This window comes from Coprococcus sp. HPP0074 (assembly GCF_964238105.1).
GTDB classification, from domain to species: Bacteria; Bacillota; Clostridia; order Lachnospirales; family Lachnospiraceae; genus Faecalimonas; species Faecalimonas umbilicata.
On record NZ_CAXSKS010000002.1, the window covers coordinates 23,662 to 40,495 of the forward strand.

15 protein-coding genes and 3 tRNA genes are annotated in these 16,834 nt (G+C 44.4%); 1 reads left to right on the top strand and 17 read right to left on the bottom strand.

Going from position 1 to position 16,834, the window contains the following annotated elements; translation table 11 throughout:
• Nucleotides 1–3: 3 nt before the first annotated feature.
• The 17 genes from ACESPO_RS02695 to ACESPO_RS02775 form a co-directional block, all read right to left on the bottom strand.
• Nucleotides 4–76, bottom strand: a tRNA-Val gene (locus ACESPO_RS02695).
• Between the two features lie 6 nt (nt 77–82).
• A tRNA-Met gene (locus ACESPO_RS02700) sits at nt 83–156 on the bottom strand.
• 34 nt (nt 157–190) lie between these two features.
• A tRNA-Val gene (locus ACESPO_RS02705) sits at nt 191–263 on the bottom strand.
• A gap of 163 nt (nt 264–426) precedes the next feature.
• Nucleotides 427–2,241 carry a translation elongation factor 4 gene (gene lepA, locus ACESPO_RS02710; protein ID WP_008976035.1) on the bottom strand — a complete coding sequence of 605 codons (1,815 nt, stop codon included), beginning with the start codon at nt 2,239–2,241 and terminating at the stop codon, nt 427–429.
• A 117-nt stretch (nt 2,242–2,358) separates the two neighbouring features.
• Complete coding sequence (gene holA, locus ACESPO_RS02715) at nt 2,359–3,339, bottom strand: DNA polymerase III subunit delta (protein WP_009262565.1); 981 nt, start codon at nt 3,337–3,339, stop codon at nt 2,359–2,361.
• Between the two features lie 106 nt (nt 3,340–3,445).
• Nucleotides 3,446–5,680 (bottom strand): DNA internalization-related competence protein ComEC/Rec2, encoded by a 2,235-nt coding sequence (locus tag ACESPO_RS02720; RefSeq protein WP_499788438.1) that lies wholly within the window; start codon nt 5,678–5,680, stop codon nt 3,446–3,448.
• Complete coding sequence (locus ACESPO_RS02725) at nt 5,677–6,642, bottom strand: GerMN domain-containing protein (protein ID WP_270666468.1); 966 nt, start codon at nt 6,640–6,642, stop codon at nt 5,677–5,679. Before ACESPO_RS02725 ends, ACESPO_RS02720 begins: the two co-directional genes overlap by 4 nt.
• Nucleotides 6,643–6,659: 17 nt before the next feature.
• Nucleotides 6,660–8,126, bottom strand: coding sequence for a sensor histidine kinase (locus tag ACESPO_RS02730; RefSeq protein ID WP_270458407.1), 1,467 nt, complete (start codon nt 8,124–8,126; stop codon nt 6,660–6,662).
• The gene (locus ACESPO_RS02735) at nt 8,083–8,769 is read right to left on the bottom strand and encodes a response regulator transcription factor (protein WP_008976040.1); all 687 of its coding nucleotides are present in this window, start codon (nt 8,767–8,769) and stop codon (nt 8,083–8,085) included. The genes ACESPO_RS02730 and ACESPO_RS02735 overlap by 44 nt, the downstream gene beginning before the upstream one ends.
• Before the next feature lie 22 nt (nt 8,770–8,791).
• The gene (locus ACESPO_RS02740; protein WP_120105205.1) at nt 8,792–9,472 is read right to left on the bottom strand and encodes a ComEA family DNA-binding protein; all 681 of its coding nucleotides are present in this window, start codon (nt 9,470–9,472) and stop codon (nt 8,792–8,794) included.
• 125 nt (nt 9,473–9,597) lie between these two features.
• The gene (locus tag ACESPO_RS02745) at nt 9,598–10,029 is read right to left on the bottom strand and encodes a DMT family transporter (protein WP_008976042.1); all 432 of its coding nucleotides are present in this window, start codon (nt 10,027–10,029) and stop codon (nt 9,598–9,600) included.
• Between the two features lie 151 nt (nt 10,030–10,180).
• A complete protein-coding gene (locus ACESPO_RS02750; RefSeq protein ID WP_120105204.1) occupies nt 10,181–11,368 on the bottom strand; it encodes an aspartate aminotransferase family protein in 1,188 nt (395 codons plus the stop codon).
• Complete coding sequence (argB, locus tag ACESPO_RS02755; protein ID WP_016439104.1) at nt 11,349–12,257, bottom strand: acetylglutamate kinase; 909 nt, start codon at nt 12,255–12,257, stop codon at nt 11,349–11,351. The genes ACESPO_RS02750 and argB overlap by 20 nt, the downstream gene beginning before the upstream one ends.
• A 48-nt stretch (nt 12,258–12,305) precedes the next feature.
• Nucleotides 12,306–13,529, bottom strand: a complete 1,224-nt coding sequence (argJ, locus tag ACESPO_RS02760) for a bifunctional glutamate N-acetyltransferase/amino-acid acetyltransferase ArgJ (RefSeq protein ID WP_016439105.1) — start codon at nt 13,527–13,529, stop codon at nt 12,306–12,308.
• A 43-nt stretch (nt 13,530–13,572) separates the two neighbouring features.
• Nucleotides 13,573–14,016 carry a GNAT family N-acetyltransferase gene (locus ACESPO_RS02765; RefSeq protein ID WP_016439106.1) on the bottom strand — a complete coding sequence of 148 codons (444 nt, stop codon included), beginning with the start codon at nt 14,014–14,016 and terminating at the stop codon, nt 13,573–13,575.
• A 52-nt stretch (nt 14,017–14,068) separates the two neighbouring features.
• Entirely contained in the window at nt 14,069–15,109 is a 1,041-nt protein-coding gene (gene argC, locus ACESPO_RS02770) for an N-acetyl-gamma-glutamyl-phosphate reductase (protein WP_016439107.1), read from the bottom strand.
• Nucleotides 15,110–15,283: 174 nt separating this feature from the next.
• Complete coding sequence (locus ACESPO_RS02775) at nt 15,284–15,490, bottom strand: hypothetical protein (RefSeq protein WP_499788439.1); 207 nt, start codon at nt 15,488–15,490, stop codon at nt 15,284–15,286.
• A gap of 69 nt (nt 15,491–15,559) precedes the next feature.
• On the opposite strand from ACESPO_RS02775, the gene ACESPO_RS02780 reads away from it, so the two are divergent.
• Complete coding sequence (locus ACESPO_RS02780) at nt 15,560–16,777, top strand: argininosuccinate synthase (RefSeq protein WP_008976048.1); 1,218 nt, start codon at nt 15,560–15,562, stop codon at nt 16,775–16,777.
• Nucleotides 16,778–16,834: the final 57 nt, after the last annotated feature.

Consider the following 16,834-nt stretch of genomic DNA (forward strand, 5'->3'; position numbering starts at 1 on the left):
AAATGGGACCAATAGGGCTCGAACCTATGACCCTCTGCTTGTAAGGCAGATGCTCTCCCAGCTGAGCTATGATCCCATCTAATAGCGGGAACAAGATTTGAACTTGCGACACCACGGGTATGAACCGTGTGCTCTAGCCAACTGAGCTATCCCGCCATATATAATTCTCTATGAAGGCTTTTCATAGAAATGGGACCAATAGGGCTCGAACCTATGACCCTCTGCTTGTAAGGCAGATGCTCTCCCAGCTGAGCTATGATCCCATATTCTTGCGGGTTTCGCTCACCGCTAACCCGCTCTGCTATTATACTACTATTTTTTCTCAAATGTCAATATGTTTTTTCATATTTTTTTATTTTTTTCAAAAAAATGGAAAATCCATGTAAACTATTATCGACTTTCTTGTTTTCGACAGCTCTCTTTCCTCTATTTGTCGTCCAGTTTCAACACGCTCATGAATGCTTTCTGAGGAATTTCTACATTTCCAACCTGCCGCATTCTCTTCTTTCCTTCTTTCTGTTTTTCCAGAAGCTTTCTCTTACGAGAGATATCTCCACCGTAACATTTTGCAAGAACGTCTTTTCTCATCGCCTTCACAGTCTCACGGGCAATGACCTTGCTTCCAATTGCTGCCTGGATCGGAATTTCAAACAGCTGTCTCGGAATCTCCTCTTTCAATTTCTCACACATCTTGCGTCCACGTTCATAGGCTGTTCCGCTATGTACGATAAAGGAAAGAGCATCCACTTCTTCTTTGTTGATCAAAATATCCAATTTCACAAGCTCTGACTGCTGATAGCCAAGCATCTCATAATCAAAGGAAGCATAACCTCTCGAACGAGATTTCAGCGCATCAAAGAAATCATAAATAATTTCATTTAACGGAAGATGATACCGCAGCACCGCTCTCGTTTCCTCGATATATTCCATCCCCTGATATTCCCCGCGTCGTTCCTGACAGAGATCCATAATTGCCCCGATAAATTCTGATGTAACCATAATCTCTGCCTTTACCATTGGCTCTTCCATATATTCAATCTCTGCCGGATCCGGGAGATTGGATGGGTTTGTCAGCTCGATCACTTCTCCATTTGATTTGTGTACTTTATAAATAACGCCCGGTGCAGTTGTCACGAGATCCAAGTTGTACTCTCTCTCCAGACGTTCCTGAATGATCTCCAGATGGAGAAGCCCTAAAAATCCACAGCGGAATCCAAATCCCAGTGCAACGGATGTCTCCGCCTCAAACTGCAGCGCCGCATCATTTAATTGAAGTTTTTCCAACGCATCTCTTAAATCCTGATATTTTGCGCCATCAGCCGGATAAAGTCCACAGTACACCATCGGCTGGACTTTCTTATATCCCGGCAATGCCTCCGCGCATGGTCTGGATGCATCTGTGATGGTGTCTCCGACTCTTGTATCTTTGACATTTTTCAGGCTGGCAGTGATATATCCTACCATTCCTGCACTCAGTTCTTCACATGGGATAAACTGTCCTGCGCCAAAATATCCAACTTCTACAACCTCTGCTTTTGCCCCGGTCGCCATCATCAGGATTGGAGTTCCTTTTCGAACAGTCCCTTCCTTGATTCGGCAAAAGACGATCACTCCTTTGTATGGGTCATACACCGAGTCAAAGATCAACGCCTGAAGTGGTGATTTCGGATCTCCTCCCGGCGCCGGTATCTTCTCGACGATCTGTTCTAATACCTGATCAATATTTAGCCCTGTCTTTGCAGAGATCCGCGGCGCATCTTCTGCCTCGATTCCAATGACGTCTTCGATTTCTTCGATTACCCGTTCCGGCTCTGCACTTGGAAGATCTATTTTATTGATGACTGGCATCACGTCCAGATCATGGTCGAGCGCCAGATACACGTTGGCCAGTGTCTGTGCCTCAACGCCCTGCGCCGCATCCACAACAAGGATCGCACCATCACATGCTGCAAGGCTCCTTGATACTTCATAATTGAAGTCAACATGTCCCGGAGTGTCAATTAAATTAAAAATATATTCTTCTCCATCTTTTGCCTGATAAACAATGCGGACTGTCTGCGCCTTGATCGTAATTCCACGTTCCCGCTCCAGCTCCATATTATCAAGCACTTGTGACTGCATCTCACGACTTGTCAGCAGTCCGGTCTTCTCTATGATCCGGTCTGCCAAAGTCGACTTCCCGTGATCGATATGTGCAATAATACAAAAATTTCGTATCTTACTCTGATCTATTCCTGCCACTAAAATTCCTCCATCTCTCTATCTCTATCCCTCAGCCAAAATCATCTATACAAAGAAGTTTTCACTTCCCTTCCCGAAAGCTGAGGCGTTGTTTCTTTTTAACATCGCATTATTATATCATGCCATACTGTATTTTACAATGAAAAGTTCCGTCGCAAGTGCGTCTGTCAACCGCCCCGTCTTTACACTTTCCTCAAGGTCTGCTGCCATCTCCAGAATCTCTCTCAGTTCCTTTTTCTTAAAAAGCTTCGCCTGCCCTTGATATTTTCCGACAACAAACGTGTGCAGTCCTGTTTTTTCTCCGATTTCTTTTCTTCCATATCCACTCTGATCCAGTTCTTTCACCTCCAAAAGCAGGCGGAACTGACGGACAAGAAGAAACAAAATCCGCATCGGTGGTTCTTTCAACGCAAGCAGATCGTAATAAAGCTCTAGTGCTCTTTTTTGTTTCTTCTCGGCAACTGCTGCAACCATTTCAAAAATCTGATTGGAAATATGTGTCGTGCAGATTTCCTCCACATCTTCCACTGTGATTGCATCTTTCTCCAGTGTATAACAAAACAGCTTTTCCAATTCTCTCTGGAGATTCTCCATATCATCCCCGGTCTTTGCGAGAAGAAACTGTACGGTTCGCTCGGAAATCTGCTTCCCTTCCCGTTTCACCATCCCAAGGATCCATCGAACCAGTGTATGTTCGTCCTGTCGTCCCAGTTCCACGATACGCCCTTTTGCTTTCACTGCCTTATAAAGCTTTCCGCGCTTGTCAACTTCCTCTTCTACAAACAGAAAGTAGGATGTCTCCGGAAGTTCTTTCAAATAATCTGCCAGCTCCGGGGTGGCATTTTTGAAAAATCCCGAATTTTCCACAACGATCAGACGACGCTCACTAAAAAACGGCATCGTCTCTGCCAGATCGATCAACTCTTCCGGATGGATTCCCTTCCCTTCATAATAAGAGTAATTCATCGTATCTCCTTCATTGACAATCGCTTTTGACAACCGGTCTTTATATTGTTTCTTTAGATATACTTCTTCCCCATACAGCAGATAGATCTGCTTAAATTCTCCTGTCTTTAAATCTTCATTTAAACTTTTCATCGATCACCTCTGCCCTTTCCGTTTCCTGAAAATCCTTTTTCATCATATCACAGATGTTCCCACTACGTAAAGAGGATAGCGTGCCAGTTTTCTTTGCGCCACCTTCCTATTTCCATCCTGACAAATACCCCTTTCCATCGTCAATCCTAAAACAAATCGCTCCATTGTCCTGTGTGCTATAGATTTTTACCCCAGATTGTTTTAAACGTTGAATCGTCTCCTGATTTGGATGTCCGTAGGAATTGTTACGTCCTGCGGAGATAATTGCATACTTTGGTTTGACCTGTTCTAAAAACAACTCTCTCGTTGAATTTTTCGATCCATGGTGTGCAACTTTCAAAAGAAAGATTTCTTCAGAAAATCTGTCAACCAGTTCTTCTTCTCCCTTTCCCTCCACATCCCCTGTTAAGAGCAGTTTTACGTTTTGACAAGTTACTTTCAGCACGAGGGAACTGGCATTTCCCGGATCTGCTTCTGAATTTTCTGCCGGGTGGATACATTCAATGGAAATGCGAGCATCTTCCACGGATTCTCCCTCATGCATCGCCACAACCGACACCCCTTGCATATCCGCCTGATATGCCAGCTGCCAAAGGGTATCGTCCCATACGTCCTTTCTCGGAAGCACAAGTGTGTCGATGGAGATTCCATATGCCTGCCGTTCCATCAGTTCTACAATTCCATTCAAATGGTCCTGATCTCCATGTGTAACAAAAACATAATCCAGCTTTCTGACTCCTTTTGATTTCAGAAATGGTTCAATCCGATATTTTCCCACCTGTTTGATATCGGTACTTCCTCCATCGATCATACAAGTCAATCCCGCATCTGTCTGAAGAAAAATCCCATCTCCCTGCCCTACATCAAGAAATGTCACTTCCAGTTCTTCTTTTCTAATTTCAATAATAAGAATCAATGCCAACCCTGTGATCCACAACACACTTCCTACCTTTTGTTTCCAGTTCCATACCCGGTTCTGAACTTCCTTTTTCCATTTCCCTTTCTTTTCTTCCATTTTCTTTTCTATTATCTTTCTTCTCCACCACATCACAAACGCAAAAAGCAGACAATAATATATCACAATCTTCCAGATTTCCGGTTTCCCAGTCACAACAACAGCATTAGGAAGCCTCAGAAACATCCGACAGAGTAACTCATAACCTTCCAGAAGAAATCCACTGCTTTTTAAAACAAGACTGCCACCCGGCATCCACAAAACGGCTAGAAAAAGCCCAATGATTGCTGTGCCAAGGATCCAGCTCATCAGAGGGATGACAAGCAGATTGAGAAAGATCGCATACAGCGATATTTCACAATAGAAAAAACTTAGGATCGGATGGAGCATTACAGTAATTGCCAAACTTCCGGATAGTGTCTGTAACCATTTCTTTTTCCCCGCAAAAATTTCCTGAAATATTGGGCAGAGAAGCACAATTCCAAGAATCGCCCCAAAAGACAAAAGGAATGCAGCGTCTGTCAAATCGTCCGGATTTTCTGCTGCGCTCCATGCCGCTGCCACTGCCAGAGCCGTTGGCAGGTCATAGACCCTTCCGGCTGCATCTGCACCAATACGAAGAAGGAACATGAAAAAAGCTCGCTGTGTAGATACACTCATCCCCGTCATGCATGCATATCCCCCAAGCACAACCGCACTTGTAATCCCCGCTATACAAAAAGAACATCCTCCTTTCCGGAGCCATTGGTAGAAGGCATGGCCGATCAAAGATATGTGCAAACCGGAAATTGCAAGCAAATGGCTGATTCCGCTTTTCTGATACAGTTCTTTCACTTCCGGATCCATCCCCGCTTTCTCGCCCAACACCATTGCCGCAAGAATTCCTCCGTTTTTCTTTCCCAGGCAGTGTTCAAACACTTCCCTGCTCCTCTGCCGCATCCGAAACAGCATCTCCCTTAAAGAAACTTTTGCCCGCTCCGTGACCAAGATCTCTTTCGCCCACAAAAATCCTGTTGTATGTTTCTTCCGATAATACTCTCTCTGATCAAAATTCCCAGGATTACGTGCTTCTTCAAAGGTCTCTCCATCTCCTTTTACACAAATGCGATCGCCGATTTTTACTTTACGGAACGAATCGTCATAAATCACTATTTTTTCTTTCTCAATATATTGCTTCTTTTTCTGTCTGGATTGTTTTTCAAGATTTCCAATTGTCAAGATTTGTTGTTTTGATGTGATTGATTTCTGAAGGACAGTTCCTTCTATCTGAATTGTTGTAGAAGAGGGAAAAGCAGGATTGTCCATCGTTTTCCCCATTATCAAAGTAGCTGCCAGCCTGAGCAACAAAAAGAAGATGCACAGGAGACAGAGTGGTTTCTTTCTCACTTCTGCTCCTCCTTCTTCCTAACAGCTTCGCCGTCAAACGGTTGTTCCAGAGAAATGCCTTTGTAGCTTTGGTCACTTTTTCCGTTGACTAAGATCTGAACTGCCCGGATTTCTTTTCCGTTTTCCATCAAGGAACGGACAAGCGCCTCTATCTGCAACGCCGGATCCATCCGCGATTCCTGATGAAGAAAGGTGTCATCAAAGTTGACATAGCAGATTCCGTCCTTGACAGAAGTTCCGATCAGACGAACTTTAGAATCCAGTACCGGCTGAAGTTTCCCTGATGTCGGCCCTTTGAGCAAACGCTCCATGGCAAGTTTTTCTGTTGACAGATTCGTATTGTAGCGTACCTCCTCTAACACCTCCGGCACAAGCGCAGTACCTTCTTCATTTCCAAAATACAGTGTAAGGTCCGTTTTTTCATAAGAGTGTAGCACAGAACCTGTATTTTTAATAAAATCTTCTGCCCGCATGCTTCCAACAACCTGTCCTTCCTTATCCGTCAGTGGATTGCCCTCTACTTCAAATGCGACCGACTCGATGCCATCAATCTGCACAAGCGATTGGACGATCGCCGCCCGGCAAAGTACCTCCCGGACCGCTCCCATCTCATAATATCCTCCGCCAAAATTAACTGTGATCTTTCCCTCTTGCACCTCAAATCCAAGTACCTTTACCCGTTTTGAGATCACCGGTTTCATCTCCACATCCTCCGGCGCTTTGGAAAGTGCTTTTAACATCGCCCGTGCAGCTTTCTCTGCATCTTTCTCTTTGATCTGATACGGTTCTTTCTCAATAGTTGTCTCCTCACTGTTCATGTAATAAATTCCATCACCGGAAACACTCTTCTTTTCTTTCCCACATGCAGCAAGCAACATGATTCCCAGTACCACAAGTAGCCCAATTCCGATTTTCTTTTTCAAATTTCCTGTCATCTTCTCTCTTTTTGTCTTCCCTTTCATTTCTGCTCACCGGAATGTTACGCAATATAGGTCAAAGGAACACGAACAGTAAACGTCGTTCCTTCCCCTTCTTTACTGTGTACTTTCACAATTCCTCTATGCATTAAAATTGCATTTTTCGCAATCGCAAGCCCAAGTCCGGTTCCTCCAATCTCTCGGGAATGTGATTTATCTACCCGATAGAAACGCTCAAAAATATGCTCGACGGCATCTTCCGGAATCCCGATACCAGAGTCTGCAACTTTGATATAGAAATATTTATAATCTGCGTTCAGAGAGACATGCACCCATCCCTCCTCATGATTATATTTGATTGCATTTTCCACCAGATTAGAAATCGCAAGCGTCAGCTTCACTTCGTCCACCTCCGCAATCACCGGACGGAAACTTTCAAATACAACTTCGATATTATGTTGTACCGCAATCGGCCGCAGACGTTTTAAGATCAATTCCAGAAGATCATTGATATTTTCTGACTTGATATTTAAATCCGCCGACGTCTTGTCCAGCTTGACAAGTGACAGCAGGTCATTGATAATCTTATTCTCCCGCTCGATTTCTGCCGCGATATCCTCCATAAATTCCTGATACAATTCCGCAGGTGCGCCTTCCTGTGCCAGGAGGGAATCGGCTAACACTTTCATCGAAGTCAATGGTGTCTTCAGTTCATGGGAGACATTTGAGACAAATTCCTGCCTGGAATCATCAAGAATCTTAAGTCTTCCAAGCATCTTATTAAATGCATCAGAAATCAGCATTGTCTCGGTATAGGCATTCTCGTGAAGATTGTCCGTATCATACCCTTCCGTCACGGCTCCGATTGCCTGTGTAATTCTTCCAAACGGCCGCACAAGAAGCGCGGAAACAAAAAAGGAAATGGTAATGATCACAACTCCGACAGCAATCTCCACAGCAACCGCTTTGGAATGCAGAACATCTACACTGTCCACAACGGAATCGGTGGAAACACTGACAAGCATGATCCCTTCAGTCTGTCCGCTATTCGGATCCTGGATTGCCTGCGTCACCTCAATATAGTGGTTTTTCGAATCATACTCACTTGTATTGTTTCCCCCATAGCACTCCATCACCGCCTCTGAAATGATTGTTTTCCCTTCCTCCATGTCATAAGTATCTTTGACTACCTGAAACTCATCATCGATCAGAAGAATTCTGCCACTGTAAATATCAGCAAGCTGTGCCAGTTCCGCATCCAATGTTTCTGACGGTACTCCCTTTAAATAGCCCGCTTTTCCAAGACGACTTCCTAGCATTGTGCTCTGATTCTGAATTTCCGCCGTCCGCACGGAAACCGCTCTCTTTTCATAATTGCTGATGATTCCCTGCCCGACAACGATACATGGGATAATTCCAATCACAATCAAAAGCAACATGATCCGAAAACGGAGACTTTTAAAGAACTTACTGCGGAAGTATATCTTATCCCCTAAAATAATAACCAACTCCCCACTTTGTATGCACATACTTTGGATCACTTGGATGGCTCTCAATTTTCTCCCGCAAGCGGCGGATATGTACATCGACAGTTCTTGCATCCCCCGGATAATCATAGCCCCAGACAAGATTCAAAAGTTTCTCTCTGCTGTACACTTTATTCTGATTCAGCGCAAGCAGTTCCAGCATATCAAATTCTTTTGCAGTCAGATTGACTTCCCGCTCTCCAATAAAGACACGGCGGCTCTCGCAATCTAACTTCATCTCTCCCTTTACGATCAGATTCTTCTGTTCTTCCGGTCTGTCTTTCTTCGTACGCCGGATGATTGCCTTGATCCTTGCTTTTACCTCCAGAATATTAAACGGCTTTGTGACATAATCATCCGCACCATACTCCAGTCCCATGATCTTATCTATATCATCCCCTTTTGCCGTCAGCATAATGATCGGCACATCCGAAAATTCCCGGACCTGCTGACAGACCTCAAATCCTGTCAGTTTCGGCAGCATGACATCCAGAAGAATTAAGTCAAACTCACCGCTTTTTGCAAGCGCCAACGCCTCTTCCCCGTCATATGCAGCAGTGACTTCCATTCCATCCTGCTCTAGACTAAACCGAATTCCCTTCACAATTAATTTTTCATCATCGACAACCAATATCTTATTTCCCATAAACTCTCCCTTACCAGAGCATTCAGACTGTGATCCGTTCTTTTATTTTTTCAAACACACCGTCCTTGATTCCCTCAATCTCTTTGATCTGTTCAATGGACTGAAAGCCGCCTGCAGATTCCCGATAGGTAAGAATGCTATCTGCCTTTGCCTCACCGATCCCGGGAAGTGTCATAAGTTCTTCCTTTGTCGCAGTATTTAAATTCACCTTTCCCTGAGAAGTCTTTCCACTTTCTCCGGGTGCACCGGAAGTATTTACTTCTGCCGCAATTCCCGAAGCAACCTCCTCCTTTGTCGGAACCTGAATCTGTACCCCATCCGTCAAAAGTTCTGCCTGATTCAGAAAACTTTGGTCAGCCGCCTCCGTCATTCCTCCGGCACGCTCCAGTGCCTCAAAAAGCCGGGATCCTCCCGGCAGCTCATATACACCTGGTGTACAGACTGCACCCGATACATATACCCAGATCGTTTTTGGCTGCCGTTCACCGTCCGGCACTTCCGACGCAGATTGGTTCTGCCGCTCTTCTGAGTCAGATTCACTTTTTTCAACCTCTTCCAATTGGACCTCTTCCATCCGATGCTCCTCTTTTTCGCAGGCTGTCAGACAAAGTGTCACTATCAGAATCCCGATTCCATACATCCTACTTCTGCTGCGCTTCCACTTGTTCTTAGTGCTCTTTTCATTTTTCTTTTGCTTATACATATTTTCTCCTTTATAGATATTCTCTATAAATCCCCTCATATGCAAAGTCACATATATTGTATCGAATTTACCTCAGAATTACAACCAATTCTTCCCCGGCTTTTTTTATTTCTTAGATTTCTTCTTTACTTCCACTGAAAAATCGCAATACCGATCAAAGCCAGAGCCATCCCTCCTATTTTTCGCCATTCCAGCGGTGATTTCTCCACACCAAACAATCCCAGTACTTCAATAACATATGCCACGATCAACTGTGCGATCACAATCAGAAGCGCCGCTTTTGCAGGCCCCAGCTGTTCCATACTTTTAATCACGGTCCACGTAATTCCAGCTCCAATCGCACCTCCCAGCAGCATATATTTTGGCTCTACTTTTCCGAGTGCCATCACACTATCCCTGCCTGCGATCAGCCATGCCACAAGACAAACCGCAAAAGCAGAAAATTGTACCCAGCCATTGGACACCCACATCCCCGTTGTTTTTGTTACCTGTGTGTTAAAAACTCCCTGCACACTCATCAGCGCCCCAGAGAGCAACGCAATAAAAAATCCAGTCATCGGACTCCCTCCCAGAATGATTCGTCACTTTTTTGTAACATCTATTTCTTTCCAGTGTATCCAATGACCGGATTTTTATGCCCCGATCCCAATCAAAAATTCATTTTTCTATATCATGCGACTTATAAAAATGAGCATCATCTGCTTTCTTTTAACAAACACGAACAAGTGCTCTCTCTAACTTTTCTGTCATTTCATCAATTTCTTTTTCAGTAATGATCAGCGGCGGAAGGAATCTTACAACCTGCGCTCCTGCCGTCACAAGCAAAAGTCCCTCTTGTTTCGCCGCCTCCACAATTTTTCCGGCCGGACAAGAAGTGATCAACCCCTGCATAAATCCCTTCCCTCTTCTCCCGGTGAACAGATCGTATTTTGCAAGTAAAGTATCTAATTTTTCTTCAAGGTACGGAGTCAATCTGCGCACATGTTCTGCTAACTTCTGCTCTGTAAAAAGATCGATCACCGTACTGACTGCCTGACATGCAAGTGGATTGCCGCCGTAAGTCGTCCCGTGATCACCCGGTTTTAAGGAGTTTTGCGCTACCTCCTCTCTCATTGCAAAAGCCCCGACCGGAACTCCGTTTCCGATTGCCTTTGCCATCACAAGGATATCCGGCTGTACCCCATATCCTTGCCACGCAAACATTGATCCGGTTCGCCCCATGCCGCACTGAATCTCGTCAAAGATCAACAGAATCCCTTTTTCCTCGCAGAGTGTGCGAAGTCCTTGCAGAAATGACTGTTCTGCTACAAAGACGCCACCTTCTCCCTGTACCGGTTCTAGAAGGATTGCACCTGTCTTCTCTGTCACCTGTTCTTTTACACTTTCCAGATCATTAAATATGGCAAATTTCACACCGCCTACAAGTGGTTCAAACGGTTCCCGATAGCTTTCCGTTCCCGTCACCGACAGTGCACCCATACTGCGGCCATGAAAGGAATGTTCCATGGAAATAATCTCGCAGGCACTGTTTCCTTTTTGCTTCGCATATTTTCTTGCTGTTTTCAAAGCGCCCTCAATTGCTTCTGTCCCGCTGTTTGCAAAGAAGACACGATCCATTCCTGAGATGGTTTTCAGTTTTTCTGCCGCTTGGGCAAGCGGTTCGTGATAATATAAATTGGATGTATGGATCAACTGATCAATCTGTTTTTTCAATGCAGACTGCAATGTTTTGTTTCCATATCCAAGAGAACTGACACCAATCCCCGAGCCAAAATCCAAATAGGCTTTTCCATCCGTATCATACAGGTAAGCGCCGTCTCCTTTTTCCAACACAAGATCATATCGATTATAGGTATGTAAGATAGCGCTTTCCGTCTTACTGATTGTCTGGTCCATAGTAAAATTTGCTCCTTTCTCCCTCAAAAATGGCAGTTCCAATTCCTCTGTTTGTAAAAATTTCAAGCAACAGACAATGCGGGATTCTTCCATCAAGAATATGGACTCTCGATACCCCTGCCTGGATTGCCTCTATACAGCTATAAAGTTTCGGAATCATTCCCCCGGTGATCGTTCCCTTCTCAATCAGCTGTTTTCCTTCTTGAATTGTCAATTCTGAAATCAACGTGGAGGCATCTGCCGGATCTGTACAAATTCCTTCTACATCAGATAAAAATGCTAATTTTTCCGCATGTACCGCCTGCGCGATTGCACACGCCGCATCATCCGCATTGATATTATAAGTCTGATAATCCTCTCCTAGCCCGATCGGACAAATGATTGGAAGGAAATCTTTCTCCAGAAGATCCAAAAGTACATTTGCATCCACCGATGTCACTTCCCCCACAAATCCGATGTCTTTTCCGTCTGAAAATTTCTTCTGCGCCCGAAGTAATCCACCATCTTTTCCACTCAGACCGATGGCCCGCACTCCCAGCGATTCCACAAGCTGAACTAACCCTTTATTCACCTTTCCAAGCACCATTTCTGCAACTTCCATCGTCTCCTCATCCGTCACGCGAAGTCCGTTGACAAACGTAGGCTGCTTTCCAGTCTTCTCCATCCACCGGCTGATTTCTTTCCCTCCTCCGTGGACAATGATTGGTTTGAACCCGACCAATTTTAAAAGAGTCACATCCTCAATCACCCGCTTTTTCAATGTCTCATCAATCATCGCACTTCCACCATATTTTACAACGATGATCTTTCGGTTAAATCGCTGAATGTACGGCAACGCCTCAATCAGTACCTCCGCTTTTTTCAAATATTCCTGCATCTTCTGGCTCATTTTCGTCTCTTCCTTCCTTTTGTCTCTGCATCATTTCTGTTTGGTATGCTAGCTCCGGTAATCTGCATTGATATCGATATATCCGTGTGTCAAATCACAGCCCCATGCAGTCGCTTTCCCATCCCCAAGTTTCAGATCTGCAAGGATTTTTACTTTTTCCTCAGATAAAATCTCCGTCGCCTTCTCCTCACTATACGGAAGTGCCACCCCATCGGAAAGAATCTGAATCGTTCCTGCTGCACTTTCCAAAAAGAGATCTACCTGCTCCGGTACAAATGAAACGCCTGCATATCCCATCGCACAGAGAATCCTTCCCCAGTTTGCATCATGACCTGCCACTGCTGTTTTCGTCAGATTCGAGCAAACGACTGACTTGCTGATTTTCTTTGCCTGCTCTTTATCTGCCGCTCCGACAACCTCCACTTCCAAAAGAGCCGTAGCGCCCTCTCCATCTCCTGCGATTGCCTTTGCCAGCTGCTCATTGACCGTATGTACTGCTGCTGCAAATGCTTTATATTCTTCTGTACCCGGACAGATCGAAGCATTTTGTGCCAGTCCGTTCGCAAGAAACAAGACCGTATCATTTGTAGAAGTATCTCCATCTACGGAAATCATATTATACGTCTCCTCTACATCTTCACTTAATACTTTCTGTAAAACTTCTTTTTCAATCACAGCATCGGTCACAAGAAACGAAAGCATCGTACACATATTTGGGTGGATCATTCCGGATCCTTTGGCCATCGCACCGATCGTCACTGTCTTCCCGCCAATCTCCAGCTGTACTGCAGCCTCTTTTTTATGCGTATCTGTTGTCAGAATCGCCTCTGCAGCCTCTGCTCCACAAAGTTTGTCATTGCCTTTTGCCTGGGCAAGCATATGGATTCCCGCCTGGATTTTCTCCATCGGAAGCTGTTTTCCGATCACTCCGGTAGAGCTTACCAGCACTTGTTCTTTCTGAATCCCGAATACTTCTGCCGCTGTCTGTGCTGTCTCTTCACAATATTGCATCCCTTCTTCTCCGGTACACGCATTTGCAATTCCCGAATTGACAATTATCGCCTGCACCGCTCCGCCTTGTTTGACAATCTTCTGATCCCACTTTACCGGAGCTGCCTTCACCACATTTGTCGTAAAAGTTCCCGCCGCCACACACGGAACACTGCTGTAAATCAATGCCATGTCTGTACGCCCCTCGTATTTGATCTGGGCCGCTGCCGCTGCCGCCTCAAATCCCGGTACCACTGTAATTCCACCTTTGATCTGCTTCATCTCTGTTTTCCTTCCTTTCTTTGCTTCCTGCTATTTCTGCCTTCTATCGATTAAATGTCGTTTCATTCTCTTCGTTTAAAGAGAAGTCATAATAATTTAAGTCTTCTCTCCGCTTCCATCCGCTTTGTTCCCAGAACTGATTCCCAACCTGATTGTCCGTAAATGCAATCAGGCAGACCTGATTGATCTTCTCTGCTCTCAGCGCATCCATCGCCATCTTCGCCATCTGTGTCCCGATTCCTTTCATCCGATGTTCTTCAGCAACGCATACATGATAAAAGCAACCATTTCTTCCGTCATGTCCGCATAAAATACTGCCGACAATCTCTCCTTCTTCCTCCGCTACAATACTGGTAGTCGGATTTCTTCTAAGGAAACGTTCCAGTCCTTCCCGCGAGTCATCGATACTACGGATTCCAAATCCTTTGGTCTGTTTCCAAAGCTTATAAACTCCCTCATAGTCTTCTATCATCATTGCGCGTATCATCGTTCTGCCTCTCCTTTTTCCGTCTTTTTCTTCTTTTTTCCTGCTGTAGCTTCTAAGGAAACAGCGGGATTGCAGTCAGTCCTTCCGTCTCATCCAGTCCGAACATCAAATTCATATTTTGGATTGCCTGCCCCGCAGCGCCCTTCACAAGGTTATCCATCGCTCCCAGGATCACAATTCGATTGGTCCGCTGATCAATCTGAAATCCAACATCCACATAGTTGCTTCCTTCCACCCATTTCGTCTGCGGACATATCCCGGTTCGCAGTACACGAACGAATTTCTCGCTGTTATAACAACTGTCATATGCCTCTCTTACCATTTCTTCCGTCACACCTTGTTTTAGTGATGCGTAGGCGGTCACAAGGATCCCCCTATTCATCGGAACAAGATGCGGGGTAAAATTCACACATACCTTCTCCCCTGCAACAAGAGACAGCTGTTCTTCGATCTCCGGTGTATGCCGATGTGTGGTCACCCCATATGCTTTCATATTTTCATTGACTTCACAATAAAGATTATCTATTTTCTCCGTTCTTCCTGCCCCCGATGTCCCGGACTTTGCATCGATGATCAACGTCTCCGGAACTATCAGTCCATTCTTTACCAATGGAAGAATCGCCATCAGAGAACACGTTGGATAACAGCCGGGATTGGCGATCAGCCTTGCTGATCGAATATGCTCCCGATTCCACTCGCAAAGTCCGTAGACTGCTTCTTGCAGAAGTTCCGGGCTTTTCTGTTGTATTTTATACCATTTTTCATACGTTTCCGCCTCTTTTAAGCGAAAATCTGCACTTAGATCAATGACTTTAGCTTTCTCTAGCACCGTCTCACTGATCTGTCCGGCACAAAATCCCTGCGGCGTTGCAGTAAAGATTACATCCACGTCATCCGCAAGTGCCTCCATCACCTTTTCCCCGCACGTTCCTTCTACAATCTGAAATAAATTCTGGTAAACATTAGTATAAGGAATCTCCTGATAACTTCTGGAGCCAAACCATACTACTTCCACTTCCTTATGACCAGCCAAAAGTCTGACTAATTCTCCTCCGGCATACCCCGTTGCACCAATTATTCCTGCACGAATCATCTATAACACCCTTTCTCTCTTTTTCCATCGAATAAATTTTGATTTTGCATGATTATACATCTATTTTAAATGTTATGCAATAGTTTTTTTGCATTTTATTTTGTACAATTTTACTTTGCACCCAAATCTGCTTTTATCGCTTTCCTCTTTCCCCATAACTTTCTTCTCCGTTTTTCATTTTCTTGTTTTCCCTCTCATATTTTGCATTTTATAAGTAAATACAAGTGCTTTTTCGTTTTTCTCTACGAATTTTTTCATTTTTACATTACTCTTTTTTCTATAAAAACTAGCATATTTCCCCCTAGTGCACATTTGTTTTCCTATAACAGTTTGCTTTGCTTTTTTAATCTCATTTCTCTTTTTCAAATTTTCTTGTTGCATATTTATTCATTTTGTTGTATATTAATACTATCAAATTTCAAGACAAACAGAACAAGGAGGACTTTTCACATGAAAGAAAAAGTAATTTTAGCATATTCCGGCGGATTGGACACAACAGCCATCATCCCATGGCTCAAAGAAAATTTTGATTATGAGGTCATCTGCTGCTGCATCGACTGCGGACAGGGAGAAGAACTGGACGGCTTAGAAGAACGCGCAAAATTATCCGGCGCTTCCAAATTATATATTGAAAACATCGTTGATGAGTTCTGTGATGACTATATCGTGCCATGTGTACAGGCAAATGCAATCTACGAAAACAAATATCTGCTCGGCACTGCGATGGCACGTCCGGGAATCGCAAAAAAACTAGTAGAAATTGCAAGAAAAGAACATGCTTCTGCCATCTGCCACGGAGCAACCGGAAAAGGAAATGATCAGATTCGTTTTGAATTAGGAATCAAGGCACTCGCACCGGATCTGAAGATCATCGCTCCATGGAGAATGACTGATCTTTGGACATTAAATTCCCGTGAAGAAGAGATTGCATACTGCCATCAGCATGGGATCGACCTTCCATTTGATGCCAGCCAAAGTTACAGCCGTGACCGTAACTTATGGCACATCAGCCATGAAGGATTAGAGCTCGAGGATCCTGCGCAAGAGCCAGACTATGAACATCTGCTTGTACTCGGCGTTACCCCAGAACAAGCACCAGATGAAGGCGAATATATCACAATGACTTTCGAAAAAGGTGTTCCAGTCAGCTTAAACGGACAAACGATGAAAGTATCTGAGATTATCACAGAGTTAAACGCCCTCGGCGGAAAGCATGGAATCGGTATCATCGACATTGTAGAAAATCGTGTTGTCGGAATGAAATCCCGCGGTGTCTATGAAACTCCAGGAGGAACCATCTTAATGGAAGCTCACCAGCAGTTAGAGGAACTGGTGCTTGACCGTGCAACCTATGAGGTGAAAAAAGAAATGGGAAATAAACTTTCTCAGATTGTATACGAAGGAAAATGGTTCACACCGCTCCGTGAGGCTGTGCAGGCATTTATCGAATCCACACAGCAATATGTGACCGGAGAAGTAAAATTGAAGCTTTATAAAGGAAATATCATCAAAGCCGGAACAACCTCTCCGTATTCTCTGTACAGCGAATCTCTCGCAAGTTTTACTACCGGAGAACTTTATGACCACCATGACGCAGAAGGATTTATCAACTTATTCGGTCTTCCGTTAAAAGTACGCGCAATGAAACTTGCAGAAACAGAAAAGTAAAAAACAGACACACAAAAAGGACAGCTGATCTTTCCAGCTGCCCTTTTTGTTTTCTAA